At 39.7% G+C, this 19,554-nt stretch carries 19 protein-coding genes; all 19 read left to right on the forward strand.

Features of this window, described 5'->3' with window-relative positions:
* Positions 1-25: 25 nt before the first annotated feature.
* The 19 genes from nifJ (at position 26) to prmC (ending at position 19,545) form a co-directional block, all read left to right on the forward strand.
* The gene (nifJ, locus tag G611_RS0104320; protein WP_028242587.1) at positions 26-3,559 is read left to right on the forward strand and encodes a pyruvate:ferredoxin (flavodoxin) oxidoreductase; all 3,534 of its coding nucleotides are present in this window, start codon (positions 26-28) and stop codon (positions 3,557-3,559) included.
* A gap of 123 nt (positions 3,560-3,682) precedes the next feature.
* Positions 3,683-4,135 (forward strand): transcriptional regulator NrdR, encoded by a 453-nt coding sequence (gene nrdR / locus G611_RS0104325; protein WP_028242588.1) that lies wholly within the window; start codon positions 3,683-3,685, stop codon positions 4,133-4,135.
* Between the two features lie 78 nt (positions 4,136-4,213).
* Positions 4,214-4,612, forward strand: coding sequence for a hypothetical protein (locus tag G611_RS0104330; RefSeq protein WP_028242589.1), 399 nt, complete (start codon positions 4,214-4,216; stop codon positions 4,610-4,612).
* A gap of 94 nt (positions 4,613-4,706) precedes the next feature.
* Positions 4,707-5,246 carry a YqeG family HAD IIIA-type phosphatase gene (locus G611_RS0104335; RefSeq protein ID WP_028242590.1) on the forward strand — a complete coding sequence of 180 codons (540 nt, stop codon included), beginning with the start codon at positions 4,707-4,709 and terminating at the stop codon, positions 5,244-5,246.
* 17 nt (positions 5,247-5,263) lie between these two features.
* Positions 5,264-5,710 (forward strand): ribose 5-phosphate isomerase B, encoded by a 447-nt coding sequence (gene rpiB, locus G611_RS0104340; RefSeq protein WP_028242591.1) that lies wholly within the window; start codon positions 5,264-5,266, stop codon positions 5,708-5,710.
* A 90-nt stretch (positions 5,711-5,800) separates the two neighbouring features.
* The gene (gene tig, locus G611_RS13840) at positions 5,801-7,195 is read left to right on the forward strand and encodes a trigger factor (protein ID WP_051195056.1); all 1,395 of its coding nucleotides are present in this window, start codon (positions 5,801-5,803) and stop codon (positions 7,193-7,195) included.
* Positions 7,196-7,351: 156 nt separating this feature from the next.
* Positions 7,352-7,936, forward strand: coding sequence for an ATP-dependent Clp endopeptidase proteolytic subunit ClpP (gene clpP / locus G611_RS0104350; protein ID WP_028242592.1), 585 nt, complete (start codon positions 7,352-7,354; stop codon positions 7,934-7,936).
* 58 nt (positions 7,937-7,994) lie between these two features.
* The gene (gene clpX, locus G611_RS0104355) at positions 7,995-9,278 is read left to right on the forward strand and encodes an ATP-dependent Clp protease ATP-binding subunit ClpX (RefSeq protein ID WP_028242593.1); all 1,284 of its coding nucleotides are present in this window, start codon (positions 7,995-7,997) and stop codon (positions 9,276-9,278) included.
* Entirely contained in the window at positions 9,278-9,898 is a 621-nt protein-coding gene (yihA, locus tag G611_RS0104360; protein ID WP_028242594.1) for a ribosome biogenesis GTP-binding protein YihA/YsxC, read from the forward strand. The genes clpX and yihA overlap by 1 nt, the downstream gene beginning before the upstream one ends.
* Positions 9,898-10,872 carry a metal ABC transporter substrate-binding protein gene (locus G611_RS0104365; protein WP_028242595.1) on the forward strand — a complete coding sequence of 325 codons (975 nt, stop codon included), beginning with the start codon at positions 9,898-9,900 and terminating at the stop codon, positions 10,870-10,872. The genes yihA and G611_RS0104365 overlap by 1 nt, the downstream gene beginning before the upstream one ends.
* A gap of 31 nt (positions 10,873-10,903) precedes the next feature.
* Complete coding sequence (locus G611_RS0104370) at positions 10,904-11,665, forward strand: metal ABC transporter ATP-binding protein (RefSeq protein ID WP_028242596.1); 762 nt, start codon at positions 10,904-10,906, stop codon at positions 11,663-11,665.
* Complete coding sequence (locus tag G611_RS0104375; protein WP_051195057.1) at positions 11,658-12,461, forward strand: metal ABC transporter permease; 804 nt, start codon at positions 11,658-11,660, stop codon at positions 12,459-12,461. The genes G611_RS0104370 and G611_RS0104375 overlap by 8 nt, the downstream gene beginning before the upstream one ends.
* Positions 12,462-12,581: 120 nt before the next feature.
* Entirely contained in the window at positions 12,582-14,000 is a 1,419-nt protein-coding gene (gene rho, locus G611_RS0104380; RefSeq protein WP_028242598.1) for a transcription termination factor Rho, read from the forward strand.
* A gap of 33 nt (positions 14,001-14,033) precedes the next feature.
* Positions 14,034-14,549 carry a DUF4364 family protein gene (locus G611_RS0104385; protein WP_028242599.1) on the forward strand — a complete coding sequence of 172 codons (516 nt, stop codon included), beginning with the start codon at positions 14,034-14,036 and terminating at the stop codon, positions 14,547-14,549.
* Between the two features lie 26 nt (positions 14,550-14,575).
* Positions 14,576-16,540, forward strand: a complete 1,965-nt coding sequence (locus G611_RS13845; RefSeq protein WP_081656962.1) for a response regulator — start codon at positions 14,576-14,578, stop codon at positions 16,538-16,540.
* Positions 16,541-16,555: 15 nt separating this feature from the next.
* Positions 16,556-17,374: a response regulator gene (locus G611_RS0104395; RefSeq protein ID WP_028242600.1), complete on the forward strand. Its 819-nt coding sequence runs from the start codon at positions 16,556-16,558 to the stop codon at positions 17,372-17,374.
* A gap of 138 nt (positions 17,375-17,512) precedes the next feature.
* Complete coding sequence (gene rpmE, locus G611_RS0104400; RefSeq protein WP_015550865.1) at positions 17,513-17,719, forward strand: 50S ribosomal protein L31; 207 nt, start codon at positions 17,513-17,515, stop codon at positions 17,717-17,719.
* A 67-nt stretch (positions 17,720-17,786) separates the two neighbouring features.
* Entirely contained in the window at positions 17,787-18,725 is a 939-nt protein-coding gene (locus tag G611_RS0104405) for a DUF1385 domain-containing protein (RefSeq protein WP_028242601.1), read from the forward strand.
* A complete protein-coding gene (gene prmC / locus G611_RS0104410) occupies positions 18,715-19,545 on the forward strand; it encodes a peptide chain release factor N(5)-glutamine methyltransferase (protein WP_028242602.1) in 831 nt (276 codons plus the stop codon). Before G611_RS0104405 ends, prmC begins: the two co-directional genes overlap by 11 nt.
* Positions 19,546-19,554: the final 9 nt, after the last annotated feature.

Below are 19,554 nucleotides of genomic sequence, written 5' to 3' on the forward strand. Positions count from 1 at the left end.
CCTAGTTAATAAGGAGGATTTAGAAATGCCAAGAGCAAAACAGTCTATGGATGGAAACCAGGCTGCAGCACACGTAGCTTATGCATTTACAGATGTTGCTGCAATTTATCCTATTACACCATCCAGCCCAATGGCCGATTTCGTTGACCAGTGGTCAGCAGCAGGCCTAGAGAATATTTTTGGAAATCAGGTAAAGGTTGTAGAGATGGAGTCTGAGGCAGGTGCTGCAGGTGCCGTTCACGGTTCACTTGGTGCAGGTGCACTCACAACTACATTCACAGCTTCACAGGGTCTTCTTCTTATGATCCCTAATATGTACAAGATTGCTGCAGAGCAGCTTCCTTGTGTATTCGATGTATCAGCTCGTACAGTTGCTACACAGTCACTTAACATCTTTGGTGATCACTCAGATGTTTACGCTTGTCGTCAGACAGGTTTCGCTATGTTATGCGAGACAAATCCACAGGAAGTTATGGATCTTGCTCCAGTAGCTCACTTAGCTGCTATCGAGGGTAAGGTACCAGTTCTTAACTTCTTTGATGGTTTCCGTACTTCTCACGAAATCCAGAAGATCGAGAAGTGGGATTATGCAGATCTTAAAGAAATGGTTAACATGGATGCTGTTAACGAGTTCAGAGCACACGCTCTTAACCCAGAGCACCCAACAATGCGTGGTTCACACGAAAACGGAGACGTTTTCTTCCAGCATAGAGAAGCTTGCAACACAGCTTATGATAACTTCCCAGCAGTTGTTCAGAAGTACATGGACAAGGTTAACGCAAAGCTTGGTACAGATTACAAGCTTTTCAACTACTATGGTGCTGCTGACGCTGACAGAATCATCATCGCTATGGGTTCTATCAACGACGTTGCAGAAGAAGTTATCGATTACTTAAACGCACACGGAGAGAAGGTTGGTGTACTTAAGGTACGTCTTTACAGACCATGGTCTTCAGAGGCATTCCTTTCAGCACTTCCTAAGACAGTTAAGAAGATCGCTATCCTTGATAGAACAAAGGAGCCAGGTGCTCTTGCTGATCCTCTTTACCTTGATGTTGCTACAACACTTCGTGAAGCAGGTCTTAACGACATCGTTATCTGCGGTGGTAGATACGGTCTTGGTTCTAAGGATACTCCACCTTCATCAGTATTCGCTGTATACAAGGAATTAGAGAAGGATGCTCCAAAGAGCCGTTTCACAATCGGTATCGTTGATGATGTTACAAACCTTTCACTTCCAGAGGTTAAGCCAGCTCCTATTACATCAGCTCCTGGTACTAAGGAGTGCAAGTTCTGGGGTCTTGGTGGTGATGGTACTGTAGGTGCTAACAAGAACTCTACAAAGATCATCGGTGACCATACAGATAAGTACATCCAGGCATACTTCCAGTATGATTCAAAGAAGACTGGTGGTGTTACAATTTCTCACCTTCGTTTTGGTGATAACCCAATCAAGTCTCCTTACTATATTAACCAGGCTGACTTCGTTGCTTGCCACAACCCAGCATACGTTACACAGGGTATGAAGATGGTTCAGGATGTTAAGCCAGGCGGAGTATTCATGATCAACTGCCAGTGGTCAGATGAGGAGCTCGAGCAGCACCTTAACGCTGAGGCAAAGAAGTACATCGCTGACAACAACATTCAGCTTTACACAATTAACGCTATCGACAAGGCTATCGAAATCGGTATGGGTAAGCGTACAAACACAATCCTTCAGTCAGCTTTCTTCAAGCTTGCTGATGTAATGCCTATCGACCAGGCTGTTGAGTACATGAAGGCAGCTGCTAAGAAGTCATACGGCAAGAAGGGTGACGATGTTGTTCAGATGAACTACAACGCTATCGATGCCGGTGTTGATGCAGTACATAAGGTAAACGTTCCAGATTCATGGAAGAATCCTACTCCAGACGCTCCTAAGGCTGAGCTTGAGGGTCGTCCAGAGCTTGTTAAGATGGTTAAGAATCTCCTTGAGCCTATCTCTAAGATGGATGGTGATTCACTTCCAGTTTCTGCATTCACAGAGAACCCTAACGGACAGTTTGAGCTTGGTGCTTCTGCATACGAGAAGCGTGGTACAGCCGTAACAGTTCCTACATGGGATGAGACAAAGTGTATCCAGTGTAACCAGTGTGCGTTCGTATGTTCACATGCTACAATCCGTCCATTCCTTCTTACAGAGGATGAGGTTAAGGCAGCTCCAGCAAACATCAAGCTTGCTGATACAAAGCCAAAGGCTTCTGACCTTAAGTACACAATGTCAGTTTCTCCACTTGACTGTATGGGATGTGGTGAGTGTACAACTGTATGTCCAGTTGGTGCTATCACAATGGTTCCACAGGCAGAAGAAGCAGACGAGCAGCCAGTATTCAACTACTTAGTAGCTAATGTTGGACGTAAGGAAGCAGCAGGTTCTGACCTTACAGTTAAGGGCTCACAGTTCAATCAGCCACTCCTTGAGTTCTCAGGATCATGTGCAGGTTGTGCTGAGACTTCATACGCTAGACTTATTACACAGCTCTTTGGTGAGCATATGTATATTTCAAACGCTACAGGATGTTCTTCAATTTGGGGTGGTCCTGCAGCTACATCACCATTCACAGTAAACAAGGATTCTAAGAAGGGTCCAGCATGGTGTAACTCACTCTTCGAGGACAACGCTCAGCATGGTATGGGTATGGAAGTAGGACAGAAGTACTTACGTGACCGTGCTATCGAGGCTGCTTCAAAGGCAGCAGAGGCTGGTTCAGCTGATCTTAAGGCTGCATTCGCTAAGTTCGAAGAGACAGTTAACTCTACAAGAGAGAATGGCCCAGCAGCAGATGCTCTTATCGCTGCACTTGAGAAGGACGGCTCAGCAGATGCTAAGGCTGCACTTGCTCTTAAGGATTACCTCGCTAAGAAGTCTGTATGGATCTTCGGTGGTGACGGTTGGGCATACGATATCGGATTCGGCGGTCTTGATCACGTACTTGCATCTGGCGAGAACGTAAACGTTATGGTATTCGATACAGAGATGTACTCTAACACAGGTGGACAGGCATCTAAGGCTTCTAACATCGGTGAAGTTTGTCAGTTCGCTGCATCAGGTAAAGAGGTTTCTAAGAAGTCTCTTTCTGAAATCGCTATGTCATACGGTTATGTATATGTAGCACAGATCGCTCTTGGTGCTAACATGGCACAGGCTGTTAAGGTTCTTGCTGAAGCAGAAGCTTACAACGGCCCATCACTTATCATCGGATACGCTCCATGTGAGCTCCACGGTGTTAAGGGTGGTATGAACCACTGCCAGGATGAGATGAAGAAGGCTGTTGAAGCTGGTTACTGGAACCTCTTCTCATTCAACCCAGACCTTAAGAAGGAAGGAAAGAATCCATTCACACTTACTTCTAAGGAAGGTGACTACAGCAAGTATCAGGACTTCCTTGCAAACGAGACACGTTACTCACGTTTGAAGAAGGCATTCCCAGAGCGTGCTGATAGACTCTTCGCACTCAACGAGGAGACAGCTAAGGAGAGATATGCACATCTCAAGAAGCTTGTTGACTTATACTCATAAGATTGAGTAAATATAAGGCTCAGACCAAATGGTCTGAGCCTTTTTTATGTTGCGCTCTTGTGGTTGATTTGGTAAAATAATACTAAATGTAGTGGTACTAAATAAATTTTCAGGGAGGATTTTATGAAGTGTCCATTTTGTGGTAGCAATGATACCAGTGTAATCGATTCAAGACCGGCAGATGATAATACAAGCATTAGACGTCGTCGTTCATGTCCGGAGTGTGGTAAGCGCTTTACAACTTATGAAAAGGTAGAAACTATTCCGCTTATCGTTATAAAAAAAGATAATAATCGTGAGCCATACGACAGAACTAAAATTGAAAAGGGCGTTCTTATTGCATGCAGAAAACGACCGGTTTCTGCATCCCAGATTTCGAAGGTTGTTGATGAGATAGAAACTGAGATTTTCTCTCTCGAAGAAAAAGAAATACCTAGTACAAAAATTGGCGAAATAGTTATGGAACATCTTGAAACAGTAGATCCAGTTGCATATGTACGTTTCGCATCAGTTTATCGAGAGTTCAAGGATGTAAATACATTCATGGACGAATTAAAACGAGTTTTAGATAAATAATCTTAATTCGTTAGGGAGGGTTAAATATTTGCCTTTATTTACGATATAAATAATGAAGGTAAATATGGAGAGAGTTTTATGAATATATCAGGTATTCGCCCATCGACGGGGTTTTATGATCAAAATTTTACAAGAATTAACAGTGATTTCGGTTTGAATGTTAAGGGAACAGCAGGAATTGGGGATTCAGTAACAGAGGATAAGATATACACTGTTGATATTTCTGAAGACGCTATACAACAAGAGGCAAGAAAGGACCAGACCTTTGGTTCTTACGATTATGCCAGTCAATACAAGCCTGAAGAACATCAGCTAAAAGGAGTCGATAGTGACATTAGTAAGTTAGATGTTGAAAAGGCTATTAATGATATGAAAAAGGATACTGCTATCCATCGTTATCAGTACTTTGTGCACAACAAGAATTCAGTAGATGGATCTTTTGGAACAACAAGAGGTACTGAGGATTTTTCATTATAAATTTTTAAAAGTATACTAAGCCTGGGTCACTTGACCTGGGCTTTTTGTGGGGGCGTGGTTTTCATGCTCCTATTTTTGTGATAAAATCGACTCTATGAGTAAAAGAAATTTATATCCAACAGATTATGTAGATAGTACATATGCTATCGATTTTAAAAAATTATATGAGCAGGGCTACAGAGGAGTAATCTTTGATGTGGATAACACGCTTGTACCACATAATGCTCCTGCGGATGACAGAGCAAAGGCTCTTTTTAAGGAGTTACACGAAATAGGCTTTCAGGCCCTTCTTTTGTCTAACAACAAGGAGCCTCGTGTTAAGACATTTAAGGAGGCTGTTGAGTACTGTACTTATATTTATAAGGCAGGAAAACCAGGTGTAGCTGGCTACAAAAAGGCTATGGCACAGATGGGTACAGACGAAACAAACACCATCTTTGTAGGTGACCAGATTCTTACAGATGTATGGGGCGCAAACCGTGCCGGAATCCGTTCAGTAATGGTAAAGCCAGTTAAAAAGTGGCACGAGGAAATCCAAATCATCATAAAGAGATTCATAGAAGCCTTTATTTTACTTGGCTACAAGGTATATAAGACTTACGGAAAGGACATTAATAAGGTACCTCTTAAATAGAGGGGAAGGAGATAAAAATGAAGATTGTAATTGCAAATGACCATGCAGCAACAGATTTAAAATTCGAAATTAAGGAGTATATCGAAAGCCTTGGACATGAGGTAATCAACATCGGTACAGATTCACATGAAAGCTGTCATTACCCTGAATATGGTAAGAAGGCAGCAGATATGGTTGCTTCTGGTGAAGTAGATTGTGGTGTACTTATTTGTGGAACAGGCGTAGGTATTTCGCTTGCAGCAAACAAGGTAAAGGGAATCAGATGTGGAGTTTGCTCTGATACAGCAACAGCTCGTCTTATCAAGCAGCACAATAATGCTAACATGATTGCATTTGGAGCAAGAATTGTTGGTTCGGAACTGGCAAAGGATATCGTGAAATCCTTCTTAGAAGCTGAGTTTGAGGGTGGCGGAAGACATCAGCAGAGAATTGATATGATTTCAGCTATTGAAAATGGAGATTAAGTCTGATATAATTTGTCAGTCTGCGAAGTATTCGTACATAAAAGACTTTTTAGTCTACCTATATATATTTTAGAGGAGGATTATTAGTAAATGAACGTACAGGTAGAAAATCTTGAGAAGAACATGGCAAAGCTTACAATCACAGTTGATGCAGCTGAGCTAGAAAAGGCTATTACAAAGGCTTATAACAAGCAGAAGAACAGCATTTCTGTTCCTGGTTTTAGAAAGGGTAAGGTTCCTCAGCACATGATCGAGAAGATGTATGGAGCAGAGATTTTCTATGAGGACGCTGCTAATATCATCATGCAGGATACTTATCCAGCAGCTTATGATGAGTCTAAGCTTGATATCGTATCACAGCCTAAGATTGACATCACACAGCTTGAAAAGGGTAAGGATTTCATCTACACAGCAGAAGTTGCTGTTAAGCCAGAAGTTAAGCTTGGTAAGTACAAGGGCGTATCTGTAACAAAGGTTGATTCAAAGGTTACAGCTACAGAAGTTAACAACACAATCAAGGCTGAGCTTGAAAGAAACGCTCGCATGGTTGCAAAGACAGGTAAGGCATCTAAGGGTGATACAGCTACTATCGATTTCGAAGGCTTCATTGACGGTGTTGCATTCGAAGGTGGTAAGGGAGAGAACTATGATCTTGAACTTGGTTCAGGTTCATTCATTCCTGGTTTCGAAGATCAGCTTATCGGTCACAAGGCTGGTGAGGATGTTGAAGTTGAAGTTACATTCCCAGAGAACTATCAGGCAGAAGATCTTGCTGGTAAGCCAGCTGTATTCAAGTGCCACATCCACGAAGTAAAGGGTAAGGATGTTCCAAAGCTTGATGAGGAATATGTATCAGATCATACAGAGTTCGAAACAGTAGAAGAATACAAGGCTTCTGTTAAGGAACGTCTTGAGAACAATAAGAAGGCTGAAGGCCGTCGTGCACAGGAAGACGAAGCAATCGCTAAGATCGTTGAGGATTCAGAGATGGAAATCCCAGACGCTATGCTTGATTACCAGGTAGAGAACATGATCAACGATTTCGCTAACAACATGGCACAGCAGGGTCTTTCACTTCAGCAGTACATGCAGTTTACAGGCATGACAATGGATGCATTCCGTGATCAGGTTCGTCCAGATGCTCTTAACCGTACACAGTCTTCACTTGTACTTGAAGCTATTGCAAAGGCTGAGAAGATCGAAGCAACTGACGCTGATGTTGATGCTAAGCTTGAAGAGCTTTCTAAGCAGTACGGCATGGAACTTGAGCAAATCAAGAATCTTGTTGGCGAGAACGAGAAGGAGTCTATGAAGAAGGATATCGCTATCGAAAAGGCTATCCAGCTTATCATGGATAACGTTAAGGAAACAGCTAAGAAGAAGGCTACAAAGAAGGCTGAAGATGCAGAAGGCGCTGAAGCTGAAGAAAAGCCAGCTAAGAAGACTACAAAGAAGACAACAAAGAAAGCTTCTACAGAAGAGTAATAAGTGTTAAGATTTTATTAACTTTTTGTAAAATCAAAGACAGAGACTCTCAAAATATATATAATAAATATCGAAGTCACACACTAGCCTGGGCTTATGCTCGGGCTTAGTGTCTATTTAAAACACACTATATTTTTGCTACAGGAGGACAAAATAATGGCAACAATTCCTTATGTCATTGAACAGAATTCTCGCGGCGAGCGTTCTTATGATATTTATTCTAGATTATTAAAGGATCGTATTATTTTCTTAGGTGAGGAAGTTAACGAAACAACAGCATCTCTTACAGTTGCTCAGCTTCTTTTCCTTGAATCAGAGGATCCAAGCAAGGATATTCACCTTTACATCAATAGCCCAGGTGGTAGCGTAACAGCTGGTATGGCTATTTATGATACTATGCAGTACATCAAATGTGATGTTTCAACTATTTGTATTGGTATGGCAGCATCAATGGGTGCATTCCTTCTTGCAGGTGGTCAGAAGGGTAAGAGATTTGCTCTTCCAAACGCAGAGGTTATGATTCACCAGCCACTTGGCGGTGCTAAGGGACAGGCAACAGAAATCGAAATCGCTGCTAAGAACATCTTAAAGACAAGAGAAAAGTTAAACCGTATGCTTGCTGAAAACACAGGTAAGCCATACGAGCAGGTTTGTGCAGATACAGAGCGTGATCATTGGCTTGATGCTAAGGAAGCACTTGATTATGGTCTTATTGATGAAATTATTACAAAGAAAAATTAGTTAATATCCGATATATACTTTATAGGGGACTATTAATTAGAGAGTTTATGAGGTAATTATGGCAAGAAACGATGATAAAATTCGTTGCTCTTTCTGCGGAAAGACACAAAATCAGGTTCGCAAGCTTATCGCAGGCCCTAACGGGGCATTCATCTGTGATGAGTGTGTTGATATCTGCCAGGAAATAATTGTTGAGGAGCTAGAGGATTTTGGCCCACAGGAGGATTCAGATTCAATCGAAATCAACCTACAGAAGCCAGAGGATATGAAAGCATTCCTTGACGAATATGTTATCGGACAGGATGAAGCAAAGAAGGTTTTGTCAGTAGCTGTATACAATCACTACAAGCGTATCATGGCAAACCCAGATGATATTGATGTTGAGCTTCAGAAGAGTAACGTTCTTATGCTTGGCCCAACAGGTTCAGGTAAGACACTCCTTGCACAGACACTTGCTAGAGTGCTTGGTGTTCCATTTGCAATCGCAGATGCAACAACACTTACTGAGGCAGGATATGTTGGTGAGGACGTTGAAAACATCTTACTTAAGCTTATTCAGGCAGCAGATTTTGATATCAAGAAGGCAGAAATCGGAATTATCTATATTGATGAGATAGATAAAATTACAAAGAAGTCAGAAAATGTTTCAATCACTCGTGATGTTTCTGGTGAGGGTGTTCAGCAGGCACTTCTTAAGATTATAGAAGGAACTGTAGCTAATGTTCCACCACAGGGCGGACGTAAGCATCCACAGCAGGAAACAATTGCAATCGATACAAAGAACATCTTATTTATCTGTGGCGGCGCATTTGAAGGATTAGACAAAATCATTTCTCAGCGTACAGATGTTAGCCAAATCGGTTTTGGCGCTGATATTAAGGATAAGAACAAGCAGAAGGTAGATGATTTACTTCAGCAGGTTCTTCCTCAGGATTTCATCAAATTTGGTCTTATTCCAGAATTTATTGGCCGTGTGCCTATCAATGTATCTCTTAAAGAGCTTACAGAAGATGATATGATTAGAATCCTTAGAGAGCCTAAGAATTCACTTACAAAGCAGTACGAAGCTCTCTTTAAGATGGATGGCGTTAAGCTTCATTTCGATGACGATGCACTTCGTGAAATCGCTAAGAAGTCAATCGAAAGAAAGACAGGTGCTCGTGGTCTTCGTGCAATCGTAGAGAACGTTATGATGGATTACATGTATCATGTACCATCAGACGAATCAATTACAGAGATTACAGTTACTAAGGAAATGGTTGATGACAACTTGCTTCTTATTGACAAGGAAGACGAAGGCAGCGTTGTCTCAATCGAAGACAAGAAGGAAAAGAGTGCGTAATGGTTATCAGATCATGTAATCTTGAAACAGTATGTGGTCCTACATCAGATTTGCCTAAGAACGACCTTCCAGAGGTTGCTTTCGCAGGCAAATCTAACGTAGGTAAATCATCACTTATAAATGCGGTTATGAACCGCAAAGCTCTTGCAAGAGTATCAGCACAGCCGGGTAAGACTCAGACAATAAATTTCTACAATATTAACGATGAAATTTATGTAGTAGATTTGCCGGGCTATGGTTTTGCAAAGGCTTCTGAAAAGGAACGAGAAAGATGGGGGAAAATGATTGAAACATATCTGAACACATCAGATATGATTCGTGCAGTTTTCCTACTTGTTGATATAAGACATGCTCCATCTGCTAATGATAAACAGATGTATGAATGGATGGATTATGTTGGATACGACCCAATCGTTATTGCTACTAAGGCTGACAAAATTAAGCGTAGCCAGCTTGATAAGCAAATCAAAATTTTACGTGAGGGCTTAGGTGCCAGCAAGGAAACTATTATTGTTCCATTTTCGTCGCAGACTAAGCAGGGGCTCGACACAATCCAGGATTTTTTGGATCAGGTAATCGAAAACGAAGCTAGTCTGACAGACGTAGAGGACTTAGATTAATGAAAAATAAATTTTTATTTGTGCTGCTATTGCTTATATCAATTAGTGTTGTTAGCTTTTGCAGCACATTTTTTTATGTTAAATATAATAAAGAGGAAGTGGCAGAGGCGAATATGCTTGTTTTGACAAGCTGTAATCCGGTTTATCTTGCTACTGTTAATGTGGTAGGGGATATTGACGGAATAACTGTGGAAAACTTATCCCAGCCAACCACTGGATGTTTACATGACTACACACTTACAACAGAGGATATGAAGAATCTGGCCTCTGCTGATGTTTTAGTTGTAAATGGTGGTGGAATGGAAGGATATCTTGAGGATGTTATTGCAGCGTATCCAAATCTTACCATCATAGATACCTTCGAAGCTGTAGAGGATACATATCCTATTATTGCTGAAGAAGAACATGAAGATGAACACGAAGAAGAGCATGTTCATGGTGAAGAGGAAGAAGAGCATCATCATCACGGCGAATTCAACAGCCACATTTGGATGAGCGAAGATATTTATTCAGGTCAGATAATAGCTATTGCTGAAGGACTTGCAGGTATCGATGAAGGTCATGCTAAAGAATTCAAAGCTAATGCAAATAACTTTAATGATATTATGAAATCTCATATCGATAAGAGTGGACTTGATGAGATATTAGCTGGCGAGAATGTTGCAATTCTTCATGAGGCTTTCGCTTACACAGCACAGTCATTAGGAGCAAATGTTGTTGCTACTATGGATTTGGACGAAGAGCGTCAGGTTAGTGCTGGAGAGGTTAGCAGCTTTATTGATACAATTAACAAAAACAATGTAAAGGTTGTTTTTGCTGAATATGATTATGGCCATGCTATGGGTAAGCTTATTGAAGAACAGACCGATGCTAAGGTAGTATATCTAGAGACATTGGTTCATGGCACTTATGATGAGGACGATTATATCACGGTGCTTAGTAAAAACTATGCTTTAATTCAGAATAGTTTATAAGTAACACAAGCAAAGTAGGGAAAGACAAAACATGAAAAAAATAATTCCATGTGGATTCCACTGTATAAAAATTAAAGACTTGGGTGTCAGCTTCGGTGACCAGCAGGTATTAGAGAATATTAATCTGCACATTCACTGTGGACAGATTTCTGCTGTTATTGGTCGAAATGGAGCAGGCAAATCTACTTTTGTAAGAGCTATCCTTGATGAAGTTCCTCATACAGGAGAGATTTTGTTTAAAAACAAGATGGACAATACCATCCAGGGATTGCGTATAGGATATGTTCCACAGACAGTTAACATAGATAGAACAACACCACTTTCTGTATACGACATGTTCCAAAGCTTCACTGGCAAATTACCAATTCTTGTTAAAACTAAAAAAGAGCATGACCATGTAAAGGAAGCTTTAGCAGAGTTTGATGTTGAACATCTTATTGACCAGCCAGTTGGAACACTTTCAGGTGGTCAGCTCCAGAGGGTACTTCTTGCTATGGCTGTTCATGACACACCAAACCTGTTGCTTTTGGATGAGCCAGTTTCTGGAATTGATAAAAACGGTATGGATGCCTTCTATGAGAAGATGCAATATCTTAAGGAGACACACGACCTTGCAATCATCCTGGTAAGTCACGATTTGGATTACGTATATAAATATGCAGACAATGTTATTCTTATAGACAAAACTGTTACAGCAGCTGGAAAGCCAAAGCATGTATTTGAATCAGATGCATTCAAGAATGTCTTTGGAAAGGGCGCTACAGGTGAAGTGGAGGTGAATGCAAATGTTTAATGAAATGTTTTCTTACGCCTTCATGGTAAGAGCTACCATTGCAATCTTACTTATTTCACCTTTGTTTGGAATGGTCGGTACAATGATTGTCCAAAAAAGGATGGCTTATTTTAGTGATGCTTTAGGACATTCTGCCCTTACAGGTATTGCGGCAGGTGTTATTATGGGCATTGGCAACACTACAGTTTCCATGATAATCTTTGGTATATGCTTTGCCCTACTTCTAAATTATATCAGCCGAAAGGGCCTTAGCTCTTCAGATACACTGATTTCTGTTTTTGCCAGCTGCGCAACAGCACTTGGTTTGGCAATCTTATCTAGAGGTGGCAGCTTTGCTAATTATTCTGCCATATTAGTAGGAGATATTTTATCTATTACTTTCACAGAAATCATAGAGCTTATAGTTTTGTTTGGAATAATCCTGGTGTTCTGGTGCTTCAGCATTAACAGACTTACAGCTATCAGCATCCATGCTACATTGGCTAAAAGCCGAAGCATTTCAGTTAGAATTATGGAAGATGCATTTGCAGTGCTTATTGCGTTGCTTGTTATGCTTTCTATTAAATGGGTTGGTATCCTTTTGATAAATGCATTGCTTATTCTTCCAGCGGCCAGCAGTCGTAACATATCCGATAATTTTAGAGAATATACTTATTTCTCAATAATATTTAGTATTTTCTCTGGAATAGTAGGCTTGTTTGTGTCATATTTCACTGATATGGCAACAGGCCCAATGATTGTAATAATAGCTAGTGTGATCTATTTTGCCACATATATTTATGGAAAAGATAGATAAAAAAATCTAGACAGAATTTGATTTTGAGTATATAATGGCCTTACTATCAAAGTTAATTCGTTAGTCGATTCGGCTTTTTATTCCACGAAGTTATTATTAAGAATCATTAAGGAGATTTGAATGAGAGAAAAATATGAGAGCTTGTCAGTAACGATTTTACGCGATTTAGCAAAAGCTAGGGGCATAAAGGGTACATCTGCAATGAAAAAAGCCGATTTAGTAGAGGCTATGCTTGCTCAGGATGAAATTGATAAGCAAAATAGTGTTGAAAATGAGGAATCAGCTCCAAAGGTTGTTAAAGAAGAAAAGGTAGAAAAGGCTGAAAAAGCTGAAAAAGCTGTCAGAGCTGAAAGACCACGTAGGGGAGAAAAAACAGATCGTGCGGAAATCCCTACAGACATTCCACTTGATAATCTTATGCCTGCAAGTGGTATTTTAGAAGTTATGGGTGATGGATTCGGATTTATCCGTTGCGATAACTACATGCCAGGTACTGATGACGTTTATGTTTCTCAGTCTCAGATAAAGAAGTTTAATCTTAAGACAGGTGATATCATTGTTGGAAAGAAGCGTTTCAATAATCCAACAGATAAATTCGCTGCTCTTATGATTATCGATACAATCAATGGTTACACACCAGAAGCAGCTACAAGAAGACCTAATTTCGAAGATTTAACACCAATCTTCCCAAATGAAAGAATCAGATTAGAAAGACAGCGCAGCTCCGTAGCAATGCGTATTGTTGATTTAGTTAGCCCTATCGGTAAGGGACAGCGTGGTATGATTGTTTCTCAGCCTAAGGCTGGTAAAACAACTCTTTTAAAGGAAGTAGCTACATCAGTTAATTATTCACATCCAGATATGCATCTTATTATTCTTCTGATTGACGAACGTCCAGAAGAAGTTACAGATATGAAGGATACTATGAGAAACAGCAAGAATGTAGAAGTTATCTATTCTACATTTGATGAGAGTCCAGAGCATCACAAGCGTGTTTCAGAAATGGTTATCGAGCGCGCAAAGCGTCTTGTAGAGCATGGACAGGATGTTATGATTCTTTTGGATTCAATCACACGTCTTGCACGTGCATACAACCTTACAGTACAGCCATCTGGTCGTACTCTTTCAGGTGGTTTGGATCCAGCAGCTCTTCACATGCCAAAGAAGTTTTTTGGTGCAGCTAGAAACATGCGTGAAGGTGGCTCTCTTACAATCCTTGCTACAGCACTTGTAGATACAGGTTCTAAGATGGATGACGTTGTATTCGAGGAATTCAAGGGAACAGGTAACATGGAACTTATCCTCGATAGAAAGCTTTCAGAAAAGAGAATCTTCCCTGCAATCGATATTACAGGTTCAGGTACTCGTAGAGAAGACTTACTTCTTTCAAGAAAAGAGCTTGATGCCATGGAAATCATGCGCAAGGCAATTAATGGCGCAAGAAAAGAGGATGCCGTTGAGACAATCCTTAATATGTTTGCCCATACAAAGAATAATGATGAATATATCGATATGATTATTCGAAAGAGGGTAATTTAGCCCTTACTTAAAGTTTTAAAAGTGAGGAATATCATGGCAGAACCAAATTTAATATATAAAATTACTATACTAGAATTATTGCATCGTAGTGGTTTCCCACTTAGTAATAGTCAGATAACAGATTTCTTCTTAGAAGGAAATTTAACAGATTATTTTACAGCACAGCAAGCTATCAGTGATGATGAAGAGGCAAATTTAATTGTCTCAAAGACAAATCATAACAATACAACATATTCTATTACAGATGATGGACAAAAGACATTGGAGTTGTTCAAGGAAAAGATATCTCCAGCTTTGTCTAAGGATATTAACAAATACCTTAAGGTTAATTCTATCTCCATGAAGGAGGAGAATTCCTATAAGGCAACATATTTCAAGGCTGATAGAGGTGGATTTGTCGTACAGCTTCGTATTACAGAAAATGATATACCTACATTAGATTTAAGCTTCCACGTAGGTTCAAAGGAGCAGGCAGAAACACTTTGTAACAATTGGAAGGTTAAAAGCGATGAGGTTTACGCTTCAATAATGGATATACTTATGGGCTAATCGCCTAAGTATATACGGGGTGAGCTATGAAATCGGTGAAGACTAAAATGATGCTTTTAACAGTATCATTAGTGTTGTTTGTGGAAATAACATTATTAATAATAGTCGCATTTATGACAAGAGGTATCTTTGAAAAACAAGATACTGTCATATCTGCGGCTTATTTTTTTGTTCCATTTATCGTAGTTTTTATTTTAGGGCTGATATATGGTGCATTTGTTGCCAGGGGGCTAATTAGGGTTATTGATGAACAGACAAAGGCTGCCAATGCAGCAAACAAAGCAAAGAGTACGTTCCTTGCAAATATGTCTCATGAGGTTAGAACCCCAATTAACGCCATTCTTGGAATGGACGAAATGATTATAAGAGAAAGCAATGATGAGCAGATAGTAGAGTATGCCACTAATATTAAACAGGCAGGAAAATCTCTGTTGGCGCAGGTTAATGGGATTTTAGATTATTCCAAGCTTGAAGAAGGCAAGATGGAAATCTTTGATGTGGAGTACGATCTGGCCACAATGGTTAATACTCTTATCAGTAGTTCATCTACAAGGGCAAAGTCGAAAGGCCTTAATTTTAAGGTAAACATTGATGAAAATCTTCCTATGACATTACTTGGCGATGACGTAAGACTGGGGCAGATTATTGCAAATCTTCTTACAAATGCCGTGAAGTACACCGAGGCTGGTGAAGTGGGCTTGTCTATGGTGGAAAAAGGTAGAGACGACAGCGCTGTGGAAATAGAGGTTACAGTTAAGGATACTGGAAGAGGAATTCCAGAGGATGAAATAGAAAATTTATATGTTACCTTTAAAAGAATTGATGAGGAGCATAACAGAAATATCGAAGGAACTGGACTAGGAATTCCAATTGTTATAGATCTTTTGCACCTGATGGGTAGTGAGCTTGAAGTTAAAAGCACATACGGTGTTGGCTCCGCTTTTTCATTTGTCATTAAACAAGGCATTGTAAATAACGAACCTATAGGAGACTACAAAAAACGAATTAAACGAAGCTATAGAAGGCGCAATAAATATACCTTCCCTTCAATGCCGGAAGCTGAAATTTTGGTTGTAGATGATTATGAAATGAATCTGATGGTGGCAAAGAATCTGATGAAGGTGTATGACTTTGTTCCAGATATTGCGCAGTCAGGACGAGAGGCAATAACAAGAGCGGAAGAGAAGGAATATGATGTGATTTTCATGGATCACATGATGCCTGATTTAGATGGCTTGCAGACGCTTGATATTATAAAAGAGCGGGGCTATCTTGGTCCAAAGACTAAGGTAATTGCACTTACAGCAAATGCAATTGCTGGCGCAAAGGAATATTACATCTCAAAGGGCTTCGACGATTATCTTACAAAGCCAATAGATGCTGAAGCATTGGAAGATATGCTGCTTAAATATATGCCTAAGAGAAAGGTACTTAGTAAAGCAATAAGTGATGTTAAGCATGACAGGACATTAACATCAAACGATGATGAAAGACAGGCTCTTATAAAGATTTTTGTATCTACAATAGATGAAAGTGCAAAAAAGCTGGATGAGTTCAAGGAAAAATCAGATATAAAGAATTACACAATAAAGGTTCACGGACTAAAAAGTACAGCTCGTCTAATAGGAGAAATGTCTATTTCCAAAAAAGCAGAAGCTTTGGAAAAGGCAGGAAATGCTGGGGATTGGGATTATATCGAAAAGCATCATAAAGAGCTTATAGACGAATATCTAAGTATTAGAAATAGCTACGAGGGACAAAAGGCGGCGAAAAAGCCATTAGACCAAAGTGATTTAAAGGATGCGCTTTATTCTATTATAGAAATGGCAAATGTGTGTGATTTTACATCCACGGAAATGGTATTAAATACATTGGCAGATTACGAGATACCTGAGGGATTGGATGAAAAGCTTAAGGAAATCAGAGCACTTTTAGATAAGCTTGATTATGAGGCTGTGGCTAGCCTTGCAACACAAATGCTAGAAGGATAATTTGGAGGACTGACTATGGATTTATTTAAATCGCAGGCTGAGAAAAGCAAGGTTGCTATTGTAAGCTCTAAGGATAGCTTCTCTGTAATGGGAATCAAGAAAAAATTAGATGAAGCGGGCTATGAGGGAATCTCTGTAAGACCGAGCATATTTCAGCTTGAGGATGCAGTGGATGAGTCTGACCCAATTATTTATTATCTTGATGATGATATTTATACAGTTCGAGGCGAAGATTTTATGAAGGAGCTTAAAAATCTTTGCTTAGAGCAGCAGAGAATGGTAATATTGGTTGGAGCTAAGGCTGAATATGAAAGCGCCATGGAAATCATTCCAAAGTCGGCGATAGTGGATTGGTTCTCACGTCCGGTTGATATGGATGCATTGTTAAAAACAATCGAAAGTACTATTAATGGGGAAATAGCCCCTGCCAGAAGGCATCATATTTTGATCGTAGATGATGATGTGACCTACATGCGCATGATGCATGAATGGATGAAGGAACGCTACCAGATTACAATGCTGGATTCAGGAAGCAAGGCTATTCACTGGCTTATAGAAAATCAGGATGTGGATTTGATTTTGCTGGATTATGAGATGCCTTCTATGGACGGTCCTACAGTTTTTCGAATGCTAAAGGAAGATGCTGAGACTAGAAATATTCCTGTTATGTTCCTTACAGGCAAAAATGATAGAGATTTAGTTGTTAAAGCAGTGGATATGAGACCAGAGGATTATATCCTAAAAAGCATTCCTAAAAAGGATTTGATGGATAAATTGGAGGACTTCTTTAAGCGCTATAAGGAAAAAATGGTAAAATTGACAGAAAGTGATTAAGAATACTTGATATTTTAATATTGCCATGCTATACTAGTGAAGCTGTTAATCGGGATGAAATACGAGTACCTCGTATTTAAACGGCATTATTACTTACAGTTGGAAATTGTAAAGTTTATTAAGTGAGAGGTGAATAAGATGAGACAGGGTATCCATCCAGATTACTATCAGGCTACAGTTACTTGCAACTGCGGTAACACATTTGTAACAGGTTCTACAAAGGAGAGCATCCACGTAGAAATTTGCTCAAAGTGCCATCCATTCTACACAGGCCAGCAGAAAGCTACACAGGCTCGTGGACGTATTGACAAGTTCAATAAGAAGTACGGCATTGACGCAAAGTAGTTTGTTATTTGGACTCTTAAGGGTTGAGATTCGTCTCAGCCCTTTATTACGTTAAACGGAGAATAAAATGAAGTATTCGGGTATTGGTGGACAGGCAGTTATGGAAGGCGTTATGATGCGAAACGGTGATAAATACGCCGTGGCAGTCAGAAAGCCAGATAAGGACATAGTTGTCGAAGTTAAAAACACAAGAGATATTAATAATATATGGCACAAAATCCCAATCATAAGAGGCATGGTATCCTTTGTGGATTCACTTGTTATCGGGCTTAGTACTCTTATGTATTCTGCCAGCTTTTTTGAGGACGAAGACGAAGTCCCTAAATCTGAGCTTACAGAAGAGGAACTTAAAAAGCGTGAAAAGAAAGAAAAGGCAGAAATGGGTGGTACGCTTTTTGTATCCTTTGTTTTCGCTCTTGCAATCTTTTTTGCATTGCCATATTTTATATCACTAGGCTTAAACAGATTTGGTTTATCTTCAGTGGCTATTACATTTGTGGAAGGAATCATACGTATCGGTATTTTTATCGCTTATGTAGTCATCATTTCCAAAATGGAAGACATCAAACGTACATTTATGTATCATGGTGCTGAACACAAATGTATCAATTGTGTTGAAACAGGTTTACCACTTACAGTGGATAATGTTAGAAAATCTACCCGTTTTCACAAGAGATGTGGAACAAGCTTCATTTTTATTGTTTTTATAATTTCAGTTTTTGTTTTTATGTTTATAACCTTTGATAATGTTTGGCTTAAGCTTGTTTGCAGGCTTATTCTCATACCATTTATCGCAGGTATTTCCTACGAATTCATTAGACTTGCAGGCAGACATGATAACGGTATAGTTAATATTTTTTCAAAGCCAGGTTTATGGCTACAAAAGCTTACTGTTATGGAGCCAGATGATGATATGATAGAAGTTGGAATCACTTCTGTAGAGGCAGTTTTTGATTGGAAGGATTTCCAGGATAAAAATAAGGAGTGTTTTTCAAATGACATATAAGCAAGCACTAGAAAAGGGAACTAAATTATTAGAGTCAGAACGCATTATAGATGCTAAAATAGATGCTTGGTATCTGCTTGCATTTGTTAGTCAGCTTACCAAGGCTAAATATTTTCTTATTCAGAATGATGAAATCGACGAGCTTACTTTGTTCAAATACAAAGAAGCATTACTTAAAAGAGCAGAGCATGTTCCACTTCAGCACATTACTGGTGAGCAGGAGTTTATGGGTATATCCTTCTGGGTTAACGAGCATGTTCTTATTCCACGTCAGGACACAGAAACTCTTGTAGAGGAGGCTCTTAAGGTAACTCCTACTGGCAGTCATGTTTTAGATTTGTGTACTGGCAGCGGATGTGTTATTATCTCTCTTGTTGTTTTAGGACAGGGGATAACTGGAGCAGGAATTGATATTTCCGATGAAGCTCTTGCTGTTGCAAGGGATAATGGGAATAGACTGTGCAGCGGAAGAGTAGATTTTATCAAAGGAAATCTATGGAATCCAGTACTTGGTAAGTACAACACAATCGTTTCTAATCCACCATATATTAGAACAGCAGATATTAAGGATTTAGCAGAAGAAGTAAAAGATCACGAGCCATATATTGCTCTAGATGGAACAGAAGACGGCTTGTATTTCTATAGAGAAATAGTAGGTCATGCGGCAGAATATCTTGCCTCTGATGGCTGGCTATTAGTTGAAATAGGATATGATCAAGGGCCAGATGTATACGCGCTATTTGTGGAAAACGGCTTCAAGGATGTTGAGGTTGTTAAGGATTTGGCCGGAAATAATCGAGTAGTAAAAGGACATCTATAAACAGGAGGT

The organism is Pseudobutyrivibrio ruminis AD2017 (genome assembly GCF_000424305.1).
In the GTDB taxonomy this organism is placed as follows: Bacteria; Bacillota; Clostridia; order Lachnospirales; family Lachnospiraceae; genus Pseudobutyrivibrio; species Pseudobutyrivibrio ruminis_B.

Bases quoted from the DNA above. Each gene is read 5' to 3' on its own strand.
- clpX (WP_028242593.1), top strand. From the start codon at position 7,995: ATGGCAAGAAACGATGATAAAATTCGTTGCTCTTTCTGCGGAAAGACA.
- nrdR (WP_028242588.1), top strand. From the start codon at position 3,683: ATGAAGTGTCCATTTTGTGGTAGCAATGATACCAGTGTAATCGATTCA.
- G611_RS0104375 (WP_051195057.1), top strand. From the start codon at position 11,658: ATGTTTAATGAAATGTTTTCTTACGCCTTCATGGTAAGAGCTACCATT.
- rpiB (WP_028242591.1), top strand. From the start codon at position 5,264: ATGAAGATTGTAATTGCAAATGACCATGCAGCAACAGATTTAAAATTC.
- tig (WP_051195056.1), top strand. From the start codon at position 5,801: ATGAACGTACAGGTAGAAAATCTTGAGAAGAACATGGCAAAGCTTACA.
- nifJ (WP_028242587.1), top strand. From the start codon at position 26: ATGCCAAGAGCAAAACAGTCTATGGATGGAAACCAGGCTGCAGCACAC.
- rpmE (WP_015550865.1), top strand. From the start codon at position 17,513: ATGAGACAGGGTATCCATCCAGATTACTATCAGGCTACAGTTACTTGC.
- G611_RS0104335 (WP_028242590.1), top strand. From the start codon at position 4,707: ATGAGTAAAAGAAATTTATATCCAACAGATTATGTAGATAGTACATAT.
- G611_RS0104405 (WP_028242601.1), top strand. From the start codon at position 17,787: ATGAAGTATTCGGGTATTGGTGGACAGGCAGTTATGGAAGGCGTTATG.
- G611_RS0104330 (WP_028242589.1), top strand. From the start codon at position 4,214: ATGAATATATCAGGTATTCGCCCATCGACGGGGTTTTATGATCAAAAT.
- G611_RS0104365 (WP_028242595.1), top strand. From the start codon at position 9,898: ATGAAAAATAAATTTTTATTTGTGCTGCTATTGCTTATATCAATTAGT.
- G611_RS13845 (WP_081656962.1), top strand. From the start codon at position 14,576: ATGAAATCGGTGAAGACTAAAATGATGCTTTTAACAGTATCATTAGTG.
- G611_RS0104395 (WP_028242600.1), top strand. From the start codon at position 16,556: ATGGATTTATTTAAATCGCAGGCTGAGAAAAGCAAGGTTGCTATTGTA.
- G611_RS0104370 (WP_028242596.1), top strand. From the start codon at position 10,904: ATGAAAAAAATAATTCCATGTGGATTCCACTGTATAAAAATTAAAGAC.
- prmC (WP_028242602.1), top strand. From the start codon at position 18,715: ATGACATATAAGCAAGCACTAGAAAAGGGAACTAAATTATTAGAGTCA.
- G611_RS0104385 (WP_028242599.1), top strand. From the start codon at position 14,034: ATGGCAGAACCAAATTTAATATATAAAATTACTATACTAGAATTATTG.
- yihA (WP_028242594.1), top strand. From the start codon at position 9,278: ATGGTTATCAGATCATGTAATCTTGAAACAGTATGTGGTCCTACATCA.
- rho (WP_028242598.1), top strand. From the start codon at position 12,582: ATGAGAGAAAAATATGAGAGCTTGTCAGTAACGATTTTACGCGATTTA.
- clpP (WP_028242592.1), top strand. From the start codon at position 7,352: ATGGCAACAATTCCTTATGTCATTGAACAGAATTCTCGCGGCGAGCGT.